Origin of the sequence: Anoxybacillus sp. FSL W8-0104 (assembly GCF_038004465.1) — a bacterium.
GTDB lineage: Bacteria > Bacillota > Bacilli > Bacillales > Anoxybacillaceae > Anoxybacillus > Anoxybacillus flavithermus_G.
Map to the genome: position 1 here is coordinate 1,057,022 of NZ_JBBOQU010000001.1, position 24,109 is coordinate 1,081,130.

25 protein-coding genes, 2 pseudogenes and 1 riboswitch are annotated in these 24,109 nt (G+C 41.0%); of the genes and pseudogenes, 18 read left to right on the top strand and 9 right to left on the bottom strand.

Features of this window, described 5'->3' with window-relative positions; all coding sequences use genetic code 11:
• Positions 1-24: 24 nt before the first annotated feature.
• From NST18_RS05705 to tnpC, 3 genes are all read right to left on the bottom strand, one after another.
• Positions 25-510 (bottom strand): hypothetical protein, encoded by a 486-nt coding sequence (locus NST18_RS05705; RefSeq protein ID WP_035018887.1) that lies wholly within the window; start codon positions 508-510, stop codon positions 25-27.
• A 19-nt stretch (positions 511-529) separates the two neighbouring features.
• Positions 530-859, bottom strand: coding sequence for a hypothetical protein (locus NST18_RS05710; RefSeq protein ID WP_035018890.1), 330 nt, complete (start codon positions 857-859; stop codon positions 530-532).
• A 119-nt stretch (positions 860-978) separates the two neighbouring features.
• The gene (gene tnpC / locus NST18_RS05715) at positions 979-2,427 is read right to left on the bottom strand and encodes an IS66 family transposase (protein WP_088223283.1); all 1,449 of its coding nucleotides are present in this window, start codon (positions 2,425-2,427) and stop codon (positions 979-981) included.
• A gap of 239 nt (positions 2,428-2,666) precedes the next feature.
• On the opposite strand from tnpC, the gene NST18_RS05720 reads away from it, so the two are divergent.
• From NST18_RS05720 to NST18_RS05745, 6 genes are all read left to right on the top strand, one after another.
• Positions 2,667-4,157: a malate:quinone oxidoreductase gene (locus NST18_RS05720; protein WP_340721281.1), complete on the top strand. Its 1,491-nt coding sequence runs from the start codon at positions 2,667-2,669 to the stop codon at positions 4,155-4,157.
• A gap of 89 nt (positions 4,158-4,246) precedes the next feature.
• Positions 4,247-4,426 carry a hypothetical protein gene (locus NST18_RS05725; protein ID WP_043966531.1) on the top strand — a complete coding sequence of 60 codons (180 nt, stop codon included), beginning with the start codon at positions 4,247-4,249 and terminating at the stop codon, positions 4,424-4,426.
• Positions 4,427-4,544: 118 nt separating this feature from the next.
• Positions 4,545-5,300: an HIRAN domain-containing protein gene (locus NST18_RS05730; protein WP_340720791.1), complete on the top strand. Its 756-nt coding sequence runs from the start codon at positions 4,545-4,547 to the stop codon at positions 5,298-5,300.
• A gap of 296 nt (positions 5,301-5,596) precedes the next feature.
• Complete coding sequence (hsdR, locus tag NST18_RS05735; RefSeq protein WP_064214600.1) at positions 5,597-8,842, top strand: type I restriction-modification system endonuclease; 3,246 nt, start codon at positions 5,597-5,599, stop codon at positions 8,840-8,842.
• Positions 8,843-10,321 (top strand): class I SAM-dependent DNA methyltransferase, encoded by a 1,479-nt coding sequence (locus tag NST18_RS05740; protein ID WP_064214601.1) that lies wholly within the window; start codon positions 8,843-8,845, stop codon positions 10,319-10,321.
• Complete coding sequence (locus tag NST18_RS05745; RefSeq protein ID WP_064214602.1) at positions 10,318-11,727, top strand: restriction endonuclease subunit S; 1,410 nt, start codon at positions 10,318-10,320, stop codon at positions 11,725-11,727. The genes NST18_RS05740 and NST18_RS05745 overlap by 4 nt, the downstream gene beginning before the upstream one ends.
• Positions 11,728-12,152: 425 nt before the next feature.
• Here the strand turns inward: NST18_RS05745 and NST18_RS05750 are convergent, their stop codons facing one another.
• A complete protein-coding gene (locus tag NST18_RS05750) occupies positions 12,153-12,650 on the bottom strand; it encodes a PIN domain-containing protein (RefSeq protein WP_004890937.1) in 498 nt (165 codons plus the stop codon).
• A 3-nt stretch (positions 12,651-12,653) separates the two neighbouring features.
• Entirely contained in the window at positions 12,654-12,950 is a 297-nt protein-coding gene (locus NST18_RS05755; protein WP_128356953.1) for a hypothetical protein, read from the bottom strand.
• 12 nt (positions 12,951-12,962) lie between these two features.
• Between NST18_RS05755 and NST18_RS05760 the strand changes: the two genes are divergently transcribed.
• From NST18_RS05760 to NST18_RS05795, 8 genes and pseudogenes are all read left to right on the top strand, one after another.
• The gene (locus NST18_RS05760; RefSeq protein WP_340721283.1) at positions 12,963-13,355 is read left to right on the top strand and encodes a hypothetical protein; all 393 of its coding nucleotides are present in this window, start codon (positions 12,963-12,965) and stop codon (positions 13,353-13,355) included.
• Positions 13,356-13,580: 225 nt separating this feature from the next.
• The gene (gene iscB / locus NST18_RS05765; RefSeq protein WP_340721622.1) at positions 13,581-14,861 is read left to right on the top strand and encodes an RNA-guided endonuclease IscB; all 1,281 of its coding nucleotides are present in this window, start codon (positions 13,581-13,583) and stop codon (positions 14,859-14,861) included.
• Positions 14,862-14,912: 51 nt separating this feature from the next.
• Positions 14,913-15,167 carry an NUDIX hydrolase gene (locus tag NST18_RS05770; RefSeq protein WP_035019235.1) on the top strand — a complete coding sequence of 85 codons (255 nt, stop codon included), beginning with the start codon at positions 14,913-14,915 and terminating at the stop codon, positions 15,165-15,167.
• A pseudogene (locus NST18_RS05775) lies at positions 15,134-15,301 on the top strand (virulence factor); the annotation flags it as partial. The gene NST18_RS05770 and the pseudogene NST18_RS05775, both read left to right, overlap by 34 nt.
• 7 nt (positions 15,302-15,308) lie before the next feature.
• Positions 15,309-15,668, top strand: a complete 360-nt coding sequence (locus NST18_RS05780; RefSeq protein ID WP_004890930.1) for a VOC family protein — start codon at positions 15,309-15,311, stop codon at positions 15,666-15,668.
• 142 nt (positions 15,669-15,810) lie between these two features.
• Complete coding sequence (locus NST18_RS05785; RefSeq protein ID WP_004890928.1) at positions 15,811-16,074, top strand: hypothetical protein; 264 nt, start codon at positions 15,811-15,813, stop codon at positions 16,072-16,074.
• Between the two features lie 38 nt (positions 16,075-16,112).
• The gene (locus NST18_RS05790) at positions 16,113-16,538 is read left to right on the top strand and encodes an NUDIX domain-containing protein (protein ID WP_004890925.1); all 426 of its coding nucleotides are present in this window, start codon (positions 16,113-16,115) and stop codon (positions 16,536-16,538) included.
• A gap of 127 nt (positions 16,539-16,665) precedes the next feature.
• Positions 16,666-17,373 (top strand): DsbA family oxidoreductase, encoded by a 708-nt coding sequence (locus NST18_RS05795; protein ID WP_064214015.1) that lies wholly within the window; start codon positions 16,666-16,668, stop codon positions 17,371-17,373.
• A 50-nt stretch (positions 17,374-17,423) separates the two neighbouring features.
• On the opposite strand, the gene NST18_RS05800 is transcribed toward NST18_RS05795, so the two are convergent.
• Positions 17,424-17,993, bottom strand: a complete 570-nt coding sequence (locus NST18_RS05800) for a Uma2 family endonuclease (protein WP_004890919.1) — start codon at positions 17,991-17,993, stop codon at positions 17,424-17,426.
• A 161-nt stretch (positions 17,994-18,154) separates the two neighbouring features.
• Between NST18_RS05800 and NST18_RS05805 the strand changes: the two genes are divergently transcribed.
• From NST18_RS05805 to NST18_RS05815, 3 genes are all read left to right on the top strand, one after another.
• Positions 18,155-18,934: a GNAT family N-acetyltransferase gene (locus NST18_RS05805; protein ID WP_004890916.1), complete on the top strand. Its 780-nt coding sequence runs from the start codon at positions 18,155-18,157 to the stop codon at positions 18,932-18,934.
• Between the two features lie 73 nt (positions 18,935-19,007).
• On the top strand, positions 19,008-19,436 hold the full coding sequence (locus NST18_RS05810) for a thiol-disulfide oxidoreductase DCC family protein (RefSeq protein ID WP_004890914.1): 429 nt from the start codon (positions 19,008-19,010) through the stop codon (positions 19,434-19,436).
• Between the two features lie 27 nt (positions 19,437-19,463).
• Positions 19,464-19,799, top strand: a complete 336-nt coding sequence (locus tag NST18_RS05815; RefSeq protein ID WP_004890909.1) for a hypothetical protein — start codon at positions 19,464-19,466, stop codon at positions 19,797-19,799.
• 65 nt (positions 19,800-19,864) lie between these two features.
• Here NST18_RS05815 and NST18_RS05820 read toward each other — a convergent pair whose 3' ends face one another.
• The 3 genes and pseudogenes from NST18_RS05820 to NST18_RS05830 all read right to left on the bottom strand — a co-directional run.
• The gene (locus NST18_RS05820) at positions 19,865-21,337 is read right to left on the bottom strand and encodes a potassium/proton antiporter (protein WP_128356775.1); all 1,473 of its coding nucleotides are present in this window, start codon (positions 21,335-21,337) and stop codon (positions 19,865-19,867) included.
• Between the two features lie 112 nt (positions 21,338-21,449).
• Positions 21,450-23,138 carry a phosphomethylpyrimidine synthase ThiC gene (gene thiC / locus NST18_RS05825; protein WP_004890904.1) on the bottom strand — a complete coding sequence of 563 codons (1,689 nt, stop codon included), beginning with the start codon at positions 23,136-23,138 and terminating at the stop codon, positions 21,450-21,452.
• A 107-nt stretch (positions 23,139-23,245) separates the two neighbouring features.
• A riboswitch (TPP riboswitch) is annotated at positions 23,246-23,360 on the bottom strand.
• An 89-nt stretch (positions 23,361-23,449) separates the two neighbouring features.
• Positions 23,450-23,704: pseudogene (locus tag NST18_RS05830) on the bottom strand (Sir2 family NAD-dependent protein deacetylase); the annotation flags it as partial.
• Positions 23,705-23,910: 206 nt separating this feature from the next.
• On the opposite strand from NST18_RS05830, the gene NST18_RS05835 reads away from it, so the two are divergent.
• Positions 23,911-24,084 (top strand): H-type small acid-soluble spore protein, encoded by a 174-nt coding sequence (locus tag NST18_RS05835; protein ID WP_004890899.1) that lies wholly within the window; start codon positions 23,911-23,913, stop codon positions 24,082-24,084.
• Positions 24,085-24,109: the final 25 nt, after the last annotated feature.

The following is a 24,109-nucleotide window of genomic DNA, read 5'->3' on the forward strand; positions in this document are numbered from 1 at the left end:
GGCTGAATAGTTACAAAAATCTTATTAATGACTCTCAAGCACGGAATTGAGAGTATACATTTTTTGTTCTAGAAGCTTATATGTTTCTTGTTCCTTAATTCGTATGTTAATTTGTGCAATCTCCTGTAAATGGTTTTTCAGCGCTTTCACAAAATCATGAGCAAATTTTGTTTTATCATAAAAAAGAAAGGATTCCACCTCATCATTTGTAACATTTACGGCTTCGATTTTGATTTGTTGTCCTTTCACTATGAAAAAATAATCATAAACAGAACCAAATCCAGAGATGCGGAACGGCTTATTCTCTTTGTTGGCTATCATCTCCATAATACCAACAGCCATACTTAGCAAAGCTGTGCCATAGAGGGTCGCAATATTGATCGTCATTTGTTCGATACCGTTATGAACAGTCATATACATTTCACAACTAAAAAAACTATTGAGATTTTCACTTTTGAGTGTTTCTCTCCAATCTCCTTCCCAGTCCTCTAATGAGATTTTGATACCCATAATATATCCTCCTCGTTTTTTACTGTTTCGTAACTACACTTATTCCTTTTGTTGGATAGGAAGTTCGAATGATTCCATCCTTACTTACAATGGTAATCATTTCACTAATACCATATTTATTGGGATTATATACATATTCCATTGTCCCATCTGGATGTTTTGTCCGAATTCCTCCTTTTTCTACACTCTCCATTATTAAGTTTTTAATTTCCCCTTCACCCATATGCTTTGGAAATAACGTCTTTCCTTTCTTTCCAATTACATGACCATCAACAATATGCTTCCAACCTTCTTTCGAGTTCCCTTCCATTAAAATAGCCCTGCTATTGTACTTTAAAACCTTTCCCATTCCAGCTACAACATCTACTATTTCACCTTTACCGTATTTTTTTAGTGTAACTATTCACTCCGATAGTAGTATGTAAAGAAGCGCAACACAAATAGGGCATCCCCGTAATAGAAAATGCCCTAAGTGGTAGAAAGAACGCGATCAAGCGTGTCACCCGTCAACAGAAGACATAACGAATCCCACACGTTTTTTTCGTGTTTCGTCAGTGTGGAAACGATGCTTCTTGTGATACAAAAAGACTGGGCGAATGTTTCTACGCGAAACGTACCCGAAATGTTCTCTTTGACTTTAACCATGCGAAGATCGCGTTCGGCTTGGTTGTTGTCAAAGGGAACATGTACTTCACGTAAGAAACGCAACGCTTCTTCCTTTCGTTTCTGAAGCCGTCGAACAAAAGCGAGTGCTTTTTTCGGAAGAGGTGTCATCGTTTCCAATCGATGTTGTGCTCTTTCTAGGATGCGATCATACACTCGTTCCCACCGTCTCGCTTCTTCTTCGGAAAGTGCACCGTGATGGGCTTCGACGGCTTGCTTGGCGGCTAACAGAAACGTGGTCATGCGCATCGCCCACGTATGCCCTTGTTCGATGAATCCTTTTAACTCACGCAAATGGTGGGCATGACAAAGGGCATGGGTGGCATGTGTGTATTTCGGATACGTACCGAACCCATCGTGCATCATCGTCCCTTTGTATTGTGGAAGAATCCCGATCTCATCCGTTGCTTTCTTTCCACGAGAAGCGTGAGAAGCCAAGTATGTATATCTCGATGTACACGCGACATGCACCCATGCGAGTTTCCCATTGATGCGCAAACTCGTTTCATCGACATGCAGGATGTTGGATTCAAGTAAGGCGTCTTCGATGATGTCCATATTTGATTCCAGCGCTTCGCGTCCTCGTTTCACCATATTGGCAAGGGTTCCTGTACTAATCGAGTGTTGATATAACGCTTCGATTGTATCACTTAAACGCTTGTACGGGATCAATTGGATATGATGTAAATAAACAACGAGCGCAGTAAGGCGTGGACCGTATTGCACATGATTCGTGACATGGGATGGGAATTCGGCTTGTTGCACGCATCGACAATGCGGACACGATTTCACTTCACGTTCATGTTGTGTCACCTCGATCGCCACAGGAGGGACATCAAACACTTGACGGATATCGACTTTGAACGGTTTGACGTCACGCAAAGAAACCCCACATCCTTGACACGTATGCACACGGTGGACGACACGATGATGTGGATGTTCCACTTGACGGAGCGTCGTTCCTTGATGTCCTTCTTGTCCGCCTGGCTTGTTGCCAGATGGTTGACGAGAAGAACGTGTGTTGGCAAAACGGTCAGAAGATGGGGGCAAATGGCTATTGGAGCTGTTTTTTTTCGTGCGTGCTTCCAGCTCTTGAACACGGTACTTCAGTTGTTCATTTTCTTTGCGTAGCTGTTTGTTTTCTTTCAACAGTTGCTCAATGACTTGTTGTTGGTGAGTAATGAGCTGCTTTTGTTGTTGGACTTTGCTGATTAAGCTTTCAACTGTAAATACAGCTTGTTGTACCGTCAACATGCGATTCACCTCCTTGTCTATCAATATTCACATCATGGACAGGAAAAGCAAAAAATATTCAGCTCACTTTATGATGTGGCTGAATAGTTACCATATGTGAGTATATTCGTTTTTATTTAATTATATAAACATTTTTGTAATCGTGTAGAACAATAGTGACATACTATAATTGAAATATGTTATAATAAATGTGGAGAAGTTTTTGGTCGAATCGATGGGAACGTTTAGGGGGTCCAATGATGAAAACAGATGTGATTTTAATTGGTGCGGGGATTATGAGTGCGACATTAGGGACGTTGTTGAAAGAGTTAGCGCCAGAGTGGGAAATTACGGTGTTTGAAAGACTTGATCAACCGGCAGATGAAAGCTCGAATGAATGGAACAATGCCGGAACCGGTCATGCTGCACTTTGTGAACTAAACTACACAGTAGAGAAGGCGGACGGATCAATTGATGTAAGCAAAGCGATCAAAATTAACGAACAGTTTCAAGAGTCGCTCCAATTTTGGTCTTATCTCGTTCAAAATAAGCACATTCGCAACCCGAAGGACTTTGTTATGCCAATTCCGCATATGAGTTTCGTGCAAGGGGAAGAAAATGTTGCGTTTTTGAAGAAGAGGTTTGAACAGATGGTGGATAATCCTTTGTTTAAAGGGATGGAGTTTTCTGATGATCCGCAAAAATTAAAAGAGTGGATTCCGCTAATGATGGAAGACCGCATCGTGACAGAACCGATTGCAGCGACGCGGATTGAAGCGGGAACGGACGTCAACTTTGGCGCTTTAACGCGCATGTTATTTGAGCATTTAGAACATAAGCATGTGAATTTGTATTATAAGCATCATGTTGAAGATATGAAACGAACAAGTGACAACTTATGGGAAGTAAAAGTGCGCAATGTAGCGACTGGTGAAGTACATTCTCATTATGCGAAATTCGTCTTTATCGGGGCGGGTGGCGGAAGCCTACATTTGTTACAAAAGTCAGGTATCCCTGAAGGAAAAGGAATCGGTGGCTTCCCAGTAAGCGGACTATTTATGGTGTGCAACAATCCAGACATTATCGCGCAACATCATGCGAAAGTGTACGGCAAAGCGAAAGTTGGTGCACCCCCAATGTCTGTTCCACATCTCGATACACGTTTTATTGACGGTAAAAAAATGTTATTGTTCGGACCGTTCGCTGGATTTTCACCGAAATTTTTAAAGAACGGATCGCTGTTTGATTTAATTACGTCTGTCAAGCCGCATAACGTGTTAACGATGCTTGCGGCAGGAGCGAAAAACATGGCGTTGACAAAATATTTAATTGAACAAGTCATGTTATCGAAAGAACAGCGCATGGAAGAACTGCGCGAATTTATTCCGCACGCGAAAAGTGAAGATTGGGATGTCATTATTGCTGGCCAGCGTGTACAAGTCATTAAAGATACAGAAGCAGGCGGCAAAGGCACGCTTCAATTCGGTACGGAAGTTGTTGCCGCACACGATGGCTCGGTTGCTGCGCTACTTGGTGCATCACCGGGTGCTTCAACGGCTGTTCACGTCATGCTTGAAGTGATTGAAAAATGCTTCCCGAACGAAATGAAACAATGGGAACCGAAAATTAAAGAGATGATCCCATCATATGGTGTATCGCTAATGAAAAACGAAGCGCTTTTACGCGATGTCCAAACGCTCGCTGCTCAAACGCTTGGCCTAAAAGAAAATATGCCACTTCAAATTGCATAAACATAAAAGGCAGAAGTCGGTGGACTTCTGTCTTTTTTGTAGCGATCGTGCATGCATTTGTTATAATGAGGAAAAAGGGGGATGAGTGAATGATTTACCTTTGCTTTGTGGTTTTACCGATTATCGCAGGTTTATGGTTTTTTAATTTGGCATTGTTGTTGAAAAAATTGCACCAAGGCCGTGATATTCATAACGAAACGGTGTTAGGTACAGTGTACACAGCGATTTTTGTTTTTTTCTTTATGTACGTATGGATTGGGATGTTATAAACGAGAAAAAAATACTTTTGATTTTTAGTTGCATGAATGATATTTACAAGCGGTGGGTATCAAAATTACTACTGCATCGCAAACAATGGTTGATCAAATGGTATATGGAGGTGAAAGGATGAGTCGACCTTTTGTACTTTGGCTTATTTGGCAAAATGAACGTACTCGTCAGCGATATCATGTAGGCAATTTAGTGCATCATGAAGGAAAATACATGTTTTATTATGAGAAACATGCGAAGAGAAGAGGAGTTATCGAAGCATTAAAAAACGGATATCATCTACATTTAGCTTTCCCAGATGTAAATAAAGTTTATGTATCTGAGCGTTTGTTTGGCCCTTTTGAACGACGGTTACCCGATCGTCGTCGTCCAGATTTTCAAGAAATTCTACGGGCGCATGGCTTATCCAATGATTATACAAATATGGATTTATTGCGTGCGACCGGTGGAAGACTTGCGACTGATACGTATGAGTTTGTACCACCCATTTATGTATATGGCAATGAGTTTGACTTTGATTTTTACATTGCTGGATGGAGATATTATGAAGGGGAACGAGTACTTGACCGCTTGCAAGTGGGGGATGACGTGACGCTTCAACTAGAACCGACAAATGAAAAAGATCCGAAAGCGGTTGTCGTATTGACGAAACAAGGCGAAAAATTAGGATATGTCCCCGCTTTTTATAGCGAATTTATGTTTCGGCTTATTGACGAAAGTGGCGGAACATATAAAGCAAATATCCAATTTATTCATCCAAATGCTAATCCGCAGTTAAAAGTAAACGTTTATGTACACGGAACGCTGACGCCAACAATGAAAAAGCTTCAACGAGACATGGTGCATGATATGGAGTTAGTCGTTACGGTGTAGTAGAAAATAACGCAAAACTTTGAGAGCATGGAACAGGCAGCTATCGTCCTTGTTGGAGATGCGACGAGAGTGAAAATTTTCATGAAGTTTTGTGGAATGGATCCATAGCGGGAGTGGCTATGGATTTTTTGTTCTAACATAATTGCATCATTTTTCACACGACAATAATATATATTATGTAAACTATTGAGAAGAAAGTAAGGCGGGAAATGCTATGTCTGATTACAAAATATAAAATATATGGTAAAATGAAGCTGATAATTGGACGATGAATAATAAAGAATGGTGGGAGGTATATGTCGCATAACTTTCGCTTTTTAGAAGAAAAGTGGGAAGTACTTGCAAGAGTTGGGGAGACGGCAGAGCGCAATGTATATGAAAACCCGAACGTAACGATTAGCGAACTTCGAAAATTTGCTGAAACGATCACCAAGTGTATTTTAGCATTGGAAAACATTCGCGAAGAAAAAGGAACGGACCAGCAAGAACGACTTAAAGTGCTGTTTTATGACCAAATCATCCCAAAAGAAATATATGATTTATTCACGGTCATTCGTTTAAAAGGGAATCTAGCGGTACATAACCCGAGTTACGGGGAAGTAGAGGAGGCAAAAGCGTTATTACATATGGCGTTTCGCATTGCTGTTTGGTTTATGGAAGTGTACGGCGATTGGTCGTTTGAACCACCAGCATACGTCGAACCAGTGCCACGTGCTAAAATGCATGAGGAAGAACTACAGCGTGTGATTCAGTTTTATGAACAAAAACTTTCCCAGCTAGAAACAGAACTTGAGAAAATCCGCAAAGAACAACTCTATGTCCCAAGCGAAGAGAAACAAAAACGGCGTGAACTTTCACAACGGGCAGTTAGTCATATGGAATTGACCGAAGCGGAGACACGCATTCTTATTGACCAACAGCTACAAGAAGCAGGCTGGGATGCCGATTCGGAGAATTTGCGATTTTCGAAAGGTGCTCGTCCACAAAAAGGACGGAACATGGCGATCGCTGAGTGGCCGTTACAAAATGGCTACGCGGACTATGCTTTATTTGTTGGACTGGAATTGGTCGGGATTATTGAAGCAAAGCGAGCGAGCAAAGATATTCCATCCGATATTGAACAAGCAAAAAAATACGCGAAGTCGATTGTTCGCCACGGCAATGAAATCATTCACGAACCGTGGGGCGATTATTTTGTCCCATTTCTTTTCGCGACAAACGGCCGTCCTTATTTAAAACAATTAGAACAAAAATCAGGCATTTGGTTTTTAGATGCACGAAAATCAACGAACCATCCGCGCCCACTGCAAGGGTGGTATACGCCGCAAGGATTAAAAGAACTGCTTGCTCAAGATATTGAACGTTCCGAGCAGCTGTTGCGTGATGAAAAGTTCGACTATTTAAAATTGCGCCCTTATCAAGTAAAAGCGATTCAAGCGGTTGAAAAAGCGCTCGAAGAGAAAAAACGCAACATTTTAATCGCGATGGCGACGGGAACAGGGAAAACGAGAATGGCGATCGGGTTAGTTTACCGACTAATTAAAGCAAACCGCTTCCGCCGCATTTTATTTCTTGTGGATAGAAAAGCGTTAGGCGAACAAGCCGAAGGGGCATTTAAAGAAAGCAAGCTTGAAAACTTCTTAACGTTTACGGAAATTTATCATTTGCAGTCGTTGTACGACCAAAAACCAGACAACGAAACGAGAGTGCACATTGCGACGGTGCAAGGAATGTTAAAACGCATTTTTTATAACGATCGGTCAGAAGACGTTCCGCCAATCGACCAATACGATTGCATTATTGTCGATGAAGCCCATCGTGGATATACGTTAGATAAAGAAATGGATGAAGTGGAACTGCAATTCCGTGACCATCAAGATTATGTAAGCAAATACCGCAAAGTGCTCGACTATTTTGACGCCGTTCGCATTGGGTTAACAGCGACGCCAGCATTGCATACGACCGAAATTTTCGGTCCGCCTGTGTTCACGTATTCGTATCGGGAAGCGGTCATCGACGGATATTTAGTCGATCACGAACCTCCTTATCAATTTGAGACGGTGCTAAAAAAAGAAGGGATTACGTGGACAAAAGGGGAAACGGTCGATGTGTACGACACGGTGTCCGGAACGATTTCACAAGAGTATTTAGAAGACGAAGTGAATATCGACGTAGCGCAGTTTAATACAAAAGTCATTACCGAAAGCTTTAACCGTGTCATTATTCGTGAATTGACGAAATACATTTCCCCTGACGATGAAGGAAAAACATTGATTTTTGCGGCGACGGACGATCATGCCGATTTAGTCGTGCGCATTTTAAAAGAAGAATTTGAAACAGTATATGGAGCAGTCGAAGATCAAGCAATTATGAAAATTACAGGCTCGATTAAAGACCCTTCCGGCGCCATTCGCCGCTTTAAAAACGAAAAGTATCCAACGATTGTCGTGACAGTCGATTTGTTGACGACAGGCATCGACGTACCAGCCATTACCAACCTTGTATTTTTGCGCCGAGTTCGTTCGCGCATTTTGTATGAGCAAATGCTAGGACGTGCGACAAGAAAATGTGACGAGATTAAAAAAGACCATTTCAATATTTTTGACGCGGTCGGTATTTATGAGTCGTTAAAACCGTATACGAGCATGAAACCAGTAGTAACACGACCAAATATCTCGTTAACACAACTTGTCGAAGAATTAGAGAGCATGGAGAAACAAGAACATCTCCAATACCAGAAAGAACAAATTATCGCGAAAATACAGCGGAAAAAGAAAACATGGTCGGAGCGCCACCACCAAGACTTTCACGTGCTATCTGGCGGAAAAACGGTCGATGAATTTATTGATTGGATAAAAGACTTGCAGCCGGAGCAATTACCTGTAGAATTGAAAGAGTACAAATCAATGTTCCGCTATATGGACGAAAATCGCTACCGAGAAAATAAGCAATTTATTTCGAATCATGAAGATGAACTGATTGCGGTAAAACGCGGATACGGCAATGCGGAAAAACCGGACGATTATTTGCAGTCATTTGGCGAATTTATTCGCAACAATATGAACAAAATCCCTGCACTCATGGTCGTTTGCCAACGCCCTACCGAATTAACAAGGGAAGAGTTAAAAAAGCTTTTACTTGAATTAGACCAAAAAGGTTTTTCTGAGAAAAAGCTACAAGCCGCATGGCGAGAAGCAAAAAATGAAGACATCGCGGCAGACATTATTGCTTTCATTCGCCAGCAAGCATTAGGCGACCCGCTCATTAGTCATGAAGAACGAATTAAAAACGCGATGAAAAAAATTTATCAAATGAAAGCATGGCCGCCGGTGCAAAAGAAATGGCTAGAACGCATCGAAAAGCAGCTATTGCAAGAATACGTCCTCCATCCCGATCCAGAAAAAGCGTTTGAATACGAGCCATTTAAGAGCCATGGCGGATTTAAGCAAATCGACAAAATTTTCGACGGACAACTCGCGCAAATTGTCCGCGAAATTAACGTCAACTTATATAACTATCACACAAAGAAGGAGCAAGCCTAAATGAACAACCGAGAAATTGTGCAGAAGCTTTGGAATTTATGTAACGTTCTTCGCGATGATGGAATTACGTACCATCAATACGTGACCGAGCTAACGTATTTGCTGTTTTTAAAAATGATGAAAGAAACAGGACAAGAGTATATCATTCCAGAAGCGTATCGCTGGGATTCGCTCGTGACAAAAAGCGGCATTGAATTGAAAGACCATTATCAACAGCTTTTACTTGCATTAGGAAAAGAAGAAAATGAATTGTTAAAGCAAATTTACACAGACGCCGCTTCGAACATTCGTGAGCCGAAAAACTTAGAAAAAATCATTCAATCGATTAATAGTCTTGATTGGTACAACGCGAAACAAGAGGGACTAGGCGATTTGTACGAAGGGCTTTTAGAGAAAAACGCGAACGAAGTGAAATCAGGAGCGGGGCAATATTTTACGCCTCGCCCGCTCATTGAAGTCATTGTCGAATTAGTGAACCCACAGCCAGGGGAACGTTGCCATGACCCAGCGGCAGGAACGTTTGGTTTTATGATTGCCGCCGATCGCCACGTTCGCAAGCAAACAGACGATTATTTCGATTTGTCACAAGAAGAAATAGAGTTTCAAAAATATAAAGCGTTCTCTGGTGTAGAGCTTGTCCGAGATACGCATCGCCTTGCGGTCATGAATGCACTGCTTCATGACATTCATGGGGAAATTATATTAGGGGATACGCTTTCATCGTTAGGGGAAAGCTTGAAAAACTATGATGTTATTTTAACAAACCCGCCGTTTGGAACGAAAAAGGGCGGTGAACGTGCGACGAGAACAGACTTTACGTTTATGACATCGAACAAACAATTGAATTTCTTGCAGCACATTTACCGTGCGCTCAAACCGAACGGAAAAGCCCGCGCAGCAGTCGTTCTGCCGGATAACGTCTTATTTGAAGGCGGAGTCGGGGCGGACATTCGTCGCGATTTAATGGATAAATGTGAGCTCCATACGATTTTACGCTTGCCAACAGGCATTTTTTACGCCCAAGGGGTAAAAACGAACGTCTTATTTTTCACGCGCGGCACAAGCGATGTCGGCAATACAAAAGAAGTATGGGTGTATGATTTGCGGACAAACATGCCGTCGTTTGGGAAACGCAATCCGCTTACGAAAGAACATTTTGCCGACTTCATCAATGCGTATACAGCAGAAGATCGCCATCAAGTACAAGATGAACGCTGGAACGTATTCACGCGCGAAGAAATTGCGAAAAAAGGCGACAGCTTAGACATCGGCTTAATCGCCGACGAATCGCTATCGATTTACGAAAACTTACCAGACCCAATCGACTCAGCAGAAGAAGCCGTCGAAAAATTAGAACTAGCCATTTCCTTATTAAACGAAGTCATCGATGAACTAAAAGCGGTTGAACAACTGAACAGCTACCAACCATCGAACGACACATTAAAAGTAGCAGAAACATCTGAGGTGCTGAAAAAATGAGCAAAACAAAACAAAAATCAATCGACGAGCTACTAAAAGAAGCACTAGTGCCCAAAGACGAACAGCCGTATCAAGTGCCAGAGAATTGGACATATTTTTACTTCACTTCAATATTAGATATTCAGGGTGGAACACAGCCTCCTAAAAGCCAATTTATAAATGAGCCAAAGGAAGGTTATATAAGACTAGTTCAGATCAGAGATTTTGCATCAGATGATTATTTGACATATATCCCATACACAAATAAGTTAAGATTGATTGAAGAAGAAGACATCTTAATAGCAAGGTATGGAGCTTCAGTTGGTAGAATTCTGACAGGTCTAAGCGGCGCATACAATGTTGCATTAGCTAAAGTAGTTTATCCCAAAGAACATATTTATAGAAAATACTTATATTGGTTATTACAAACAGAACATTTTCAAGGGCCTTTGAAAATGATCTCTCGTTCAGCCCAAGCAGGATTTAATAAAAATGATTTGTCTAACATTAAGTTACCATTACCTCCTTACAATGAACAAAAGCGCATTGCTGAGAAGATTGAGAGGCTTTTTGCTAAAATTGATGAAGCGAAGCGGTTGATTGAGGAAGTGAAGGAATCGGTTGAACTAAGAAGGGCGGCGATCTTGGATAGGGCGTTTAGGGGGGAGTTAGGAACAAATGATCCTAATGAAAAGGGTATGCTTGAGGAATCAAATGTAATAACAAAAAGAGATATCGTTCCAGAAAATGAGCAATTGTACGAAGTTCCAAAGAATTGGATTTGGGTTAAAGCTGGAAATGTTACAGAGGTTGTAGGAGGAGGAACCCCTAAGACAACAGTTAGAGAGTATTATGAGAACGGAAATGTACCTTGGATAACTCCTGCTGACTTATCAGACTTTGAAGGTATTTATATAAGTAGAGGGCAAAGAAATATCACGAGTGAGGGGTTAAGAAATAGTTCAGCTAAATTACTTCCAGCAAAAACGGTTTTATTATCTTCGAGAGCGCCAATAGGCTATGTAGCAATTGCGGCCAATCTTCTATCAACAAATCAGGGATTTAAAAGTTTTATACCATCAGACGTCATTGATTCCGAATACCTGTATTGGTATTTAAAAAAATCAAAGAAATACTTGGAAGGTATGGGAAGTGGTAGTACTTTTAAGGAAATATCGGCTTCGAAATGTAAGGAAATCAAGATACCGTTGCCACCAATAAATGAACAAAAACGTATTTCAAAAAGAGTTGGGATGTTATTAAATAACTTAGATCGTGAAAAAGAAATGGTTTTAGAAGTTGAAGAAAAGCTCGATTTATTAAAACAATCCATCCTTTCCAAAGCCTTCCGCGGGGAGCTTGGCACAAATGATCCGAACGATGAGCATGCGATTGAGTTGTTAAAGGAAGTGCTAAAATCTAAATAAACTATAATCTAGAAGCTCACTCGACACATATAGAGTGGGCTCTTTTGCACATATGTTTTGGTACGGTGCCTGTCACGCCCCGAGGATTGGCGAGATTTGTAGAAATAGAGAGTCATAGCGCGTGTACTCCTCCGTGATCTTTGACTCTCTTTGCTTTTTATTGTAGGAAATGTGCCTTCACATTTTGAAATTCAAATTGTTCCCTTAGGGACGCCTGCGATACGATTAGGGTTGGCTGTTTTTGTTCTCGCTGTCGAAAAAGTGTATTTTGCGTTTCCACATTGCAGCAAGCGGGTTGGGAAATATCTTGTTGCGGAAGGAGTATTTTGAAAATATTTTGGTGATGAGGTCACGAATGTCGTTAATGGAGATGTCGTGTAATACGTAAAGGGTAATATGTTCGAATAAAAATGCTAACGTTCTTTCTAAACCCCTCTGCTTTCGATATAGGCTTTGACAAATTCGCCGTAAGCTTTCTTATCCATTATGGGATTTACATAATTTAACTTTCGATCTTTATAAGTATAGTTCTCTCGAATCCAGCGAAAGTCTTTATCGTTATTACTAACTAATGTGGCATTATGTATAAGAGCTGCAGCTGCAACAAGAGCGTCTGGTGCTTTAATACTCTTTTTGCGTGTACGATCGGCTCTTGCTTTCCTTCTTATGTCAGCTGCTAGCTCTGTATCTTCTCTAGTGATGTCATAAATTTGATCAGCCAGTTGAATATATCCTTTTCTATTTTCTCTTATGTCAGGATCTGTTTCGATTTCGAAATGAGACATGATTTCCATCTCAATCAAGGTAGTCATAATAATCTCTGCCTCATCTTCAATTAGCTGTTCAATGAACTCCACTGCATCAGGGTAACCCATTTCATGTGCCGCATATATATTTGTATCAATTAGTATTTTTGTTGACACTGCTTAATCCTCCCACTCTTCCCTGTTTGCAATTCTCAATGATTCCAACACGCCTTCTTTGCTAAATAACTTTCCACTACCAGCTAGACGTTTGTGTAACGCTTTTTTTTCTTCTTTGGTTAGTTTTTTCTTTTCAGGTCGCACTTGAATGACCTCCTTCATTTGCCCTTCTGTTAGAACAGGCACTTCGATTCGGTAATGATGACGGTTCTGACGCACGATTCTCTTTAAAATTGGTCGTTTTGCTGTTCCAGTTGTTATATGATAGGCGCCACGGTTCCCTTTTTTGTTAGTTCTCATTTGTATCCCACCTTGGTTGAGGTTTTATACACATTATACCATATTTCAAGAAGTCATGATACGGTGCCACCGCCCCGAAGATTGTCGAGATTTGTAGAAGCAGAGAGTGATAGTTTTCTCTCTCCTTTTTCCATTTCTAAAGAAGGAACATCACCAATTTTGTCGAAAATACACCACAAAATAGAAAGCGAGGTGCATATATGTCCATTGACCATGATAGGTACGGTGCCTGTCACGCTCAAAAAGAAAAAAGCGCTAGAAAAAGGTTTGAAAGAAGGACTACAACAAGAAAAGCGCCACATTGCGAAAAAGATGCTGGAAAAAGGCTACGACGTACAGACAATTCATGAACTAACGGAATTGTCTGTGGAAGAGATTGAGGGGTTGAAGTCAACAACCCAATGACTAAAGTCATGGGCTTGTAAGCCCCATGTTGACCAGACCAAGGCTTGAAACAGAGCCTACGTTATAGATGTCATGACACGTTCGGGTGCTTCTCCAGCCCGTTCCTCTGTCGTGCAAGATTAAACAAGCGTGGTGGGTGGCGCTAGTGTCTTGCACATAACAAGCATCTATAACATGGTCGAGGAGAATATGACCTGCTTTATGCAGAGGAAAGGGGAGAACCCTATGGTTTTTGTATTAGATACAAATAAGCGTCCACTCGCCCCTTGTCATGAGGCGGTCGCAAGAAAGTTATTAAAGCAAGGAAAAGCAGCGATCTACAAACGCTATCCATTTACGATTATTTTAAAAGAAATTGTCGATAATTTTCGACCGAAAACACCGTATCGGCTCAAAATCGATTACGGAAGTAAACACACAGGACTTGCGATTGTGCGAGGAGAAGAAGTGTTGTGGCTTGCACAACTTGACCATCGCACAGACATCAAAGAGCGATTAGACAAAAGACGGGCGTTTCGTCGTGCAAGAAGAAAGCGAAAAACTCGATACAGAAAACCACGTTTTCTTAATCGTAGGAGAAAAGACGGGTGGTTGCCACCATCGTTAGAGAGTCGTGTGCAAAATATTCAAACATGGGTGGAGCGTTTAAGGAAGATATGTCCGATTGAGCATATATCGTACGAGAACGCAAAGTTTGACACGCAACTCATGCGAAATCCTGAAATCAATGGTGTAGAGTATCAACAAGGTACGCTACAAGGATATGAAGTACGGGAGTATTTGCTTGAAAAGTTTGGGCGGAAGTGTTGTTATTGCGGAAAAGAAAATGTTCCACTTGAAGTGGAGCATATCATTCCAAAATCGAGAGGTGGAACAGACCGAGTGGATAACCTATGTCTTGCCTGTCATGACTGTAATCAGCGCAAAGGAAGTAAGACAGCAGAAGAATTCGGGTATCCACATATTCAAGAAATGGTCAAAAAAACGCTAAAAGACGCAAGTGTAGTGAATGCCACTCGATGGAAAGTGTATGAAGTGTTAAAACAAAGCGGATGCGAAGTAGAGTGTGGAACAGGCGCACGAACGAAAATGAATCGTATTCGTTTAGACTTGCCGAAAACACACTATTTTGACGCTTGTTGCGTGGGAGAAAGCACACCAAATCACTTATATTTCAAAACAAAAGAAGTGTTATTCATTAGAGCAAAGGGGCGTGGTAGTCGTTCACGCACAAACCTAGATAGATATGGCTTCCCAAGAGGTTATCTTGCAAGACAAAAGTTCTTCTTTGGCTTCCAAACAGGGGACATGGTTAAGGCTGTTATCCCAAGAGGGAAATATCAAGGCGTTTGGTTTGGCGAAGTATCATGCAGAAAGACTGGAAGTTTCGATATTAAAGGTAAGGACGGAAAGCGTATCGCACAAGGAATAAATTATAGATATGTCCAAGTCATTCAGCGATTCGACGGATACACATATCGAAGGGAGGGAATGAACATTGCGTAAGGTGCAATTCCTCCCCGTGCCTAAAGGCAGGGGCTTCCTTGCGTAAGTTTCGTGATTGTATGGCATGATGGGAAAGTTCTTTTAACAAAACGAGCAGAACATTGTAAGGTAGCTCCGAATGTATGGAACGTTCCAGCTGGAAAAATAAAATATGATGAGATTCCTGTGCAAGGTTTGTTTCGAGAAGCGAAAGAGGAATTGAATTTGGATGTAGAATTGATAGAAGAACTATTCGTTCGAAATTTAAAAAGCAAAAGTGGTGACGAAGATATATATCGGGTTGTTTTCACGTCGCTGATTTTTTAGCGATCGAACGGCATGCGAAATATGACTGGAAACCGATTTTAACGAAGGTGCGCGAAGTATTTGGCGAGCAGGTGGAGGAACTCCAAGATAATGAGCCCGTACGCAACGATCATTTTGGCGAAGTGAAAGTGTATAGGTACGGTGCCTGTCACGCTCAAAATTTGCATTCCGATCGGTGCAGAGGACGAAGCGCGAGCGTTTTATACAGGAGTGCTCGGTTTTAGCGAAATCGAAAAACCGAAAACGTTGAAAGCAAGTGGCGGGCTTTGGTATGAAGTTGGCGATATTGGACTACATATCGGAGTTGAAAACCGCGAAGGATATCGAAGCAAAAGCCACCCCGCGTTTGAAGTCGAAAATATTGAAGCAGTACGACGTTATTTGGAAGAAAAGGGAGTAGTGACGAAAGACGAAAAAGCCATTCCTGGTATTGCTCGCTTCTCGTTTCTTGATTCGTTTCACAACCGAATAGAATTTTTGGAGAAACATCGAGGGCAATAGTCCTCGTTGGATGTTGCCGATAAGTTGAGACAGAAGCGGAGAAACCCTTTGTCTTTTTTTGTTTTCACGACAAAATCCGACATCGTTTTTTTGAGTTTTTATGTAGGATAAAGGTAGTAATTTTAGTGGAGGGTTGAGAGTAATGGGTAATTTTCTGAATTTTTTCGTTCCTATTTCTATTGTTGTAACGAGTGCATTTGGACTTATTTATGTGATACGGCGGGAACGGGACTATTGCCCAAAATGTGGTGGAAAGCTGCAAGATTTTTATGTTGATCGCAATCAAAGAGCGTTTACCGACGGAGAGTTAGAGGCGTTTAAAATTTTACATCCAGAGGATCGCTCAACATTTCAGAAAGTGAAATATTGCCGTCAATGTCGGAAAGCATATCGGCACATCACTTAAAGATATACTGCATGACAAAAATAAAGGGGAAAAACATGATGCGAATACGCAAGTGCGCTAGGGCAGTAATCACCAATGAATATCATGAAATTCTTCTTCAAAAATTTGAATTTACGGATGTCATAGGAAATGTCGTGTTATGGGTAACTCCCGGGGGTGGCATCAAGGGAAAGGAAACCCCAATCGAAGCTTTGAAAAGAGAACTACGTGAAGAGCTTGGAATTGTTGTTGATATTTATGACGAACCACTATTTGAAATCGATGTATTTATTGAAGGAAAAAGCGATTCTTTTATAAGCCGGGAGATTTATTATAAGATAACGATTCAATCCGACACGATATTATCGATTGAAAATATGACTGAAAAAGAGAAAGATACGTTTATTGATTTAAAGTGGTGGAGTAAGGAAGAGTTGAAGAAAATAAAAAACTTTGCGCCGCGTGAAATATTGAACTATTTTTAGAAGGTAAATACATTTAGATGTGATGCTTGTCACACTTTAAGCAGATGATTTGAAGTGAGAAAGATATGTTCGTTACAATAAGGAAGAAAATTCCCTCCGATCTGGAGGACAAAACCGAGGTGTGACGATGAAAATTGAAGTATGGTCCGATTTTGTTTGTCCGTTTTGTTATATCGGAAAGCGACGATTAGAAGAGGCGCTCGAGTCTTTTCCGCACCGAGAGAATGTCGAGGTCGTCTTTCGAAGCTTCGAGCTTGATCCGAATGCGAAAAAAGAAACGCCGCTCAGTATCCATGAAATCATTGCGCAAAAATATGGCATTTCCGTTGAAGAAGCGAAGCGTGCAAACGCCGATATTGGCAAGCAAGCGGAGGCGCTTGGTCTTACGTTCCGTTTTGAGACGATGAAACCGACCAATACGTTTGATGCCCACCGTCTCGCGCAATATGCAAAGGAAAAAGGGAAGCTTGATGAAGTAGTGGAGCGGCTGTTTTACGCCTATTTTACCGAATCGAAGCGAATTAGCGACCGCGATGTGTTGCTTGAACTTGCCGAAGCAGCAGGGCTTGACCGTAAAGAGACGGAAGCGGTGCTTGCTGACGGTCGCTATGCAGAACAAGTGCGAAACGAAGAAGCGATAGCGGCTCAACTCGGCATCCGGGGCGTTCCGTTTTTCGTGCTCAATCAAAAATACGCCATTTCCGGTGCCCAGCCTGTTGACGTATTTAGGCAGGCGCTAGAGAAAGTATGGGCAGAAGAACAGCAGTCCTCATCGCTGCAATCGCTAGCGGAAGAAGGAAAAACGTGCACGGACGGAAATTGCGCTATCGACTAAATTTAAGCAAATGAAAAGCCGGTTAGGGAACTCTAGCCGGCGTTATCTTATTACACATCATCCATATGCAAGATGGAATCAAGCGAAATTGCTAAATCTGGATACAAAAAAGACGTTAACACATCTTTCGGACCGAATACTGCGCGTTTTTGAAACCGCCCGTCTTCTAAGCCGATGACTTCAATCGTCCGATTGCTTGGGTCGACCATCCAATACTCTTTCACGCCGTTTGTTTCATATAAATAATATTTTTGGTTTCGATCTTTAATTCCTGTGCTAGCGGATAACACTTCGATCACGAGATCAGGTGCGCCTTGTACTCGGTTTTTCTTCAGTTGATTTAAATTGCAAATGACGAATAAGTCTGGCTGTACAACGGTTTGCGCTTCTTCTTCATTGTTATCTGTATCGAATTGCACGTCAAATGGGGACAAGATGAGGCGGCATCCACGTGCTTTGAAGTAAGGAGCTAAGGCGAGATACAGTTCGCCGACGACATATTGATGAATATACGAAGGCGATGCAAGCAAATAAGGGACACCGTCAATCAGCTCCCAATTTCCTTCCCATTGCTGAATCTCTTTATATGAATACATACGACCGTGTTGTGCTTTTTCCATCTCTTCCACATCCTTTTTTCTACATTATATCATAATGAGAAAGTACTTTTGACATACGACGAAACCGACACTTCATTTGTTTTGTCTGGACAAAATTCGACAAAATTTTGTGCGTATATTTGCTATAGTAGAATTAATATTGATCGTAAAGGGAGATGGACATGATTCGTAAGTTGAATAGCGCAGATCATCATGTTGTGTTTTCTTTTTTAAGGCAGGAGCCTTCATTGAATCTTTTTATTATCGGTGATATTGAAGCGTTTGGATATGAACAAGAGTTTCAAGAGCTGTGGGGCGACTTTGATGAGAATGGCGAGTTGCGAGCTGTATTGTTGCGATTTTATGATTCGTATATTCCATATGCTCCAGGGGAGTTTGATATAGAGGGATTTGCGAAAATTATGAGACATGCCGCTCAGCCTGTTCGACTCTCAGGCAAAACCGAGCTTGTCGCAAAATTTGAACCTCTCTTATCACTTGGAAAAAAGCGTGTGACGTATTTTTGCGAATGTAACGAAATCATATTTCCGGAAGTGGAAAGCCGCTATGAAATAAAACAAGCAACGATTGATGATGTCGATCGAATACTTGAATTGCGCAGTCGCATTGCTGAGTTTTCGGTGCTTCCTTCATCGCGTGATATGCTTGTCAAATCGTTAGAAACAAATACAGGGCGTGTGTACTATATCGAGGAAGATGGTCGCATGGTGTCGTCTGTTGCGACAACTGCAGAAAATACGCTATCTGCGATGGTTGTCGGCGTTTGCACAGATCCGAATGATCGTCACAAAGGGTATGCAAGCGAAATCATGAAACGAGTTATCCAAGACTACATTCGCGCAGGCAAAACGTTATGTTTATTTTATGACAATCCGAATGCGGGACGCATTTATAAAAGACTCGGTTTTTATGATATCGGGATGTGGACGATGTATGGATAATTTCTAGCTATGATATGAAAAGCGTGAAGTTGCCGAGCTTCACGTTTTTCTTTTGTTGCATAGGTGAGCTATAATGGAGAGGTTAGATGAACGGAAGGGGAAGGATTGGTCGGTTATGCACATCATATTATTTGATGGCATTTGTCATTTTTGTAGTGCAACGGTTCGGTTTATTATTGAAAGAGACGAAAAAGCTTATTTTCGTTTTGCTTCGTTGCAAAGTGAAGTAGGTCAAGCGTTGCTTAAGAAATATCATATCCCTCAACAACTCGATAGTTTTGTATTCATCGATGAATCTACATACTATGTTAAATCTACTGCAGCGTTACGCGTATGCAAACATTTGCGAGGGTTTTGGAAGTACTTATATTGGCTTATTCTTATCCCATCTCCTATTCGCGATCGAGTATATGATTGGATCGCGAAAAATAGGTATCGTTGGTTCGGAAAGAAGGATTGTTGCTTTGTTCCGACAGAGGATATAAAAAAGCGCTTTTTATAAGGAGCTGTTGTCAGTGAAGGAGGAAAAATGATTCAAGGAGAAAATTTGTTGCTTGTAGCAAGTTTGGTTATGACATATTTATTTTTTTATTATGGTGTGTTCGTTTTAAAAGCGGAACGACGCATGATGGATGTTATTTTTAACAGTTTCATATATGGCTTAGTCATATGGAAATTGAGTTACGGTATTGTACATCCAAACATGGTGCTGGAAAATCCGTTAACGCTTCTTTATTTTAACGGTGGCGTTGTTGGACTTGTTTTAGCGGCTGTGTTTATTGTTTTTTATACATATTGGCATTTGAAAAAAGAGCATATAATGTCTTTGGGGATATTGTCTAGGCAACAAGGGATCTTTCAGTAGAAATAATCGAAACAGGCATTGAAGAGGAAAGCAAGAGCAGGGGGAATGTCCTGCTCTTGTCTTTATTAGAATGACGTATCTTCGGTAATTGAAAATATTTTATAAATCTCTGATCTTCTTCCTTTTTCGATTAATATATAAACAACATCATTTTCGTGTAATCTCACGTTTCCTTTCGGGGTAATAATTTTATCATTACGAATAATAGCCGTAATTAAGCAATCCTTTGGCAATGGAAGTTGGCTAATCGTCATATTTAGTAAATGTGACTGCTTATTACTGATATGGACTTCAACAATTTCCTTATTTGCTTTATTTGCTTTCGTCGTTGACATCAGTTCGATGGAGTGAGCCACTTCCCTCTTTTCTCCGAGTAGCAGTCCTAAATGCTTGGCTAAAAAAGAAGTTGTTGATCCTTGAATAAGGGCGGAAATGAGCACAATAAAGAAAACAATATTAAAAATGAGCTGACTATTTTCAATGTTCGAGGTAAGTGGGTAAGTTGCCAAGACGATCGGAACAGCACCTTTTAGCCCAGCCCAAGAAAGGAATAGCTTTTCCTTAATAGAGAAATTCATGTTTATTGTACTTATCATGACGCTGATCGGCCTTGCCACAACAATAAGTAGGATAGCTAGGGCGACACCTTCCCATGCTACTTTTACTAGTTCATTTGGAAAAACGAGTAGTCCGAGTAAAATGAACATAAATATTTGCATCATCCATGCTAGCCCTTCGTTAAAACGAAAAATAGAATGGCGATAAACGAGTTGTGCATTGCCGACAAAAACGCCCATAATATATACCGAAAGAAACCCACTACCTTTTAGCAGGGCTGCTATACTATAAGAGAGTATCGCAAATGATAAAGATAGAGTGGGGTATAATCCCGAGGAATCAAGATTTATTTTATTCAAACACCACACAGTTAATTTTCCTAATCCAAGCCCAACAAGAATACCGATAACGATCTGCCAAATAAAGCTGAGAAAGGTGTGGGAAATAGTTAGTTCTGGCTGTTGGATAAATGTAATCAAGGAGAGGGTTAAAATAACGGCCATCGGATCGTTCATCCCCGACTCAGCTTCTAGTGTTGCTGAGAGACGGCGTTTTACATTGACGCTTCCTAGCGTAGCAAATATTGCTGCAGCGTCAGTCGAAGAAACGATAGCGCCTAATAGAAATCCCTCGGCCCATGAGACGTGTAAAATGTATTTGGCAAATATGCCTACGCAAATGGCAGTAATTAGCACTCCAAACGTTGCAAGGGAGGAAGCGGGAACTAAAACTTTTTTTAATGTATTCCACTTTGTGTTCATCCCACCTTCAAACAAAATAATGATTAACGCAAAAATGCCAACAATCTGGGTGAGAAAAGCGTTATCATAATATATAAATTTGGATAAAATCATTCCGACGAGTATGTAAAATACAAGTGATGGCACGCCTAGCCAAGAAGAAAACTTCGTTGTTAATACACCGATGATTAGAAGTAATCCTAACAAAAAAATGATGAAATCTGTGAGCAAGCAAGTCACCTCTTTCCATACTTTCTACTTAAAGTTACGACTTAAATTTAAGCTATAGTAAGTGGAATGTCAATGAATATGACTTAAATAACATTTTTTGTAAAAAAGTACAAGCTGAGCGCTATCTCTCAGCTTGCATGATGTTTGTATATTCAACAAATTGTTTTGCCTTTTCTTTCATTCCTTCGCTTTGTAGTGTTTTTTGTAATTCATGAGAAATATTCATTGAACAAAATTTCGGACCGCACATCGAACAAAAATGAGCAAGCTTTGCTCCTTCGGCCGGTAGTGTTTCATCGTGATATTCACGTGCGCGCTCAGGATCTAGTGACAAGTTGAATTGATCTTGCCAACGGAACTCAAATCTCGCCTTTGATAATGCATCATCACGCGTTTGTGCGCCAGGGTGTCCTTTTGCTAAGTCAGCAGCGTGGGCAGCAATTTTGTAGGCGATGACTCCTTGGCGGACGTCTTCTTTATTCGGTAGTCCAAGATGTTCTTTTGGTGTCACATAGCAAAGCATGGCCGTACCGTGCCAGCCGATAAGCGCTGCACCGATAGCTGAGGTGATATGGTCGTAACCTGGTGCAATGTCGGTAGTGATAGGACCTAGCGTATAAAAAGGTGCCCCGTGACAAATTTCAATTTGTTTATCGACATTTTCTTTAATTTTATGCATTGGAATATGCCCTGGACCTTCGATCATCACTTGGACATCATGTTCCCAAGCGATTTTTGTCAACTCTCCAAGTGTTTGTAACTCGGCGAATTGCGCCTCATCGTTTGCGTCTGCAATTGAGCCTGGACGTAATCCATCCCCAAGTGAAATAGCAATATCGTAAGTTTTTAAAATTTCGCAAATTTCTTCGAAGTGGGTGTATAAAAAGTTTTCTTCATGGTGTGCTAAACACCATTGTGCCATAATTGAGCCACCCCGAGAGACAATACCAGTTGTTCGATTGACTGTTAGTGGGATATAGCGAAGTAAGACACCTGCATGAATAGTAAAATAGTCTACGCCTTGTTCGGCTTGTTCAATTAATGTTTCTCGGTAAATGTCCCATGATAAGTTTTCGACAATGCCGTTCACTTTCTCTAACGCCTGGTAAATAGGTACAGTTCCAATCGGCACAGGGGAGTTTCGAATAATATATTCTCGCGTCTCATGTATATGTTTTCCTGTCGATAAGTCCATGACTGTATCGGCACCCCAACGAACAGCCCAAAGCATTTTTTCAACTTCTTCATCCATCGAGGATGTAACAGAAGAGTTTCCAATATTCGCATTAATTTTTACATGGAACTTGCTTCCGATGATCATTGGTTCACTCTCAGGGTGATTGATATTAGCTGGGATAATTGCCCTTCCTGCTGCCACTTCCTGTCGAACAAACTCTGGATCCATCTGTTCGCGAATAGCAACAAACTCCATTTCAGGTGTAATGATTCCTCGTTTTGCATAATGCATTTGGGTCACAACTTTCCCTTTTTTCGCACGAAAACGCCTAGGTGAAAAAGGAATGTTTGTTCTCACTAATGAAGGGCTATATTCTTCTACATCGCCACGCTCCGTTATCCATTTTTCTCTTAATTTTGGCAATCCTTTATCAATATTCGGCGCGAAAAGTGGGTCAGTGTATGGTCCACTCGTGTCATAAACTCGAATAGGCTCATTTTCTAGCATCGTTGTACCTGTCTTGGTTGGCGACAGTTGAATTTCTCGCATTGGCACACGAACATCTTCACGCGTTCCGGGCACATACACTTTTTTACTCGAGGGAAATGGCATTGATGAAAATAAGTCTTTCATTTTTAATCGCTCCTTTTCATTTTTTAGTTGGAGCAACGCCAATACGTAAAAAGATCAGGCTCCATAACGAGAACCTGATCTTGTCCGCAAATAGCACAAGTAAAGAACACTCGCGCCATCTACTTCCCTACGCTGGCATCACCCAGATCAGGTTCAAAGGGTCAAAGAACTTTTGCGCGTTCTTCTCTCAGTCCAAGCTATTGGACTCCCCTAGTAGATGATAAATTATGAATTTTAAAAATAGTCTAACATATGATAAAAATGTTGTAAAGTTATAAATGAAAAACTTGTTAAAATGGAGGCATAGTGGATTGCCAATTTGCTAAAATTGTATGTCCGATATGTGGTTGGCATTCAAGAAGTGTGCGAATACGATATTGATAAAATGCGATAAACTCGTCTCGATTATGTTGCATAGCATACGTACTTGCCAATTGTTGTGGATTTTTCGTGCGCCAAAGTCCTGATTTTGTCGAACGAAAATCGGGAAGCCCGCTTTCTGTAGACATTCCTGCTCCAGTAAATACGACTGTATACGAAGACTCTTTCAACCATCTTTCTAGCATTATCTCCCTCCTCTATAGATCAACAATTACTTCTATGTTCGCCCTGTTCTTCCTTTATTTTCACATATGTTTATGAGAAAAAAAGGACTTTCGATTCATGTGTATAAAAAATAAGAGCAGCATACCAACCTTGTGGGTGCTCTTTTTTTGTATATTTTTAACGTGAAGCGTAGATGATAATAATCATTTGAAGGGAGGGAAACAGCATGAACGTAACACGTGCGCAACAAATTGCTCAATCGCCCGATATGAAAAATGTAACGTATAATGGAAAATCGGTATATATCGAACATGTCGATGCGGAAACGGCAACAATCCATTTTTTAGACAATTCGGAAAATCAACAGCGTGTTCCAGTGTCACAGCTAGCAGAGCATTAAGACGAAAAGGGTGTAACAGAGCAGG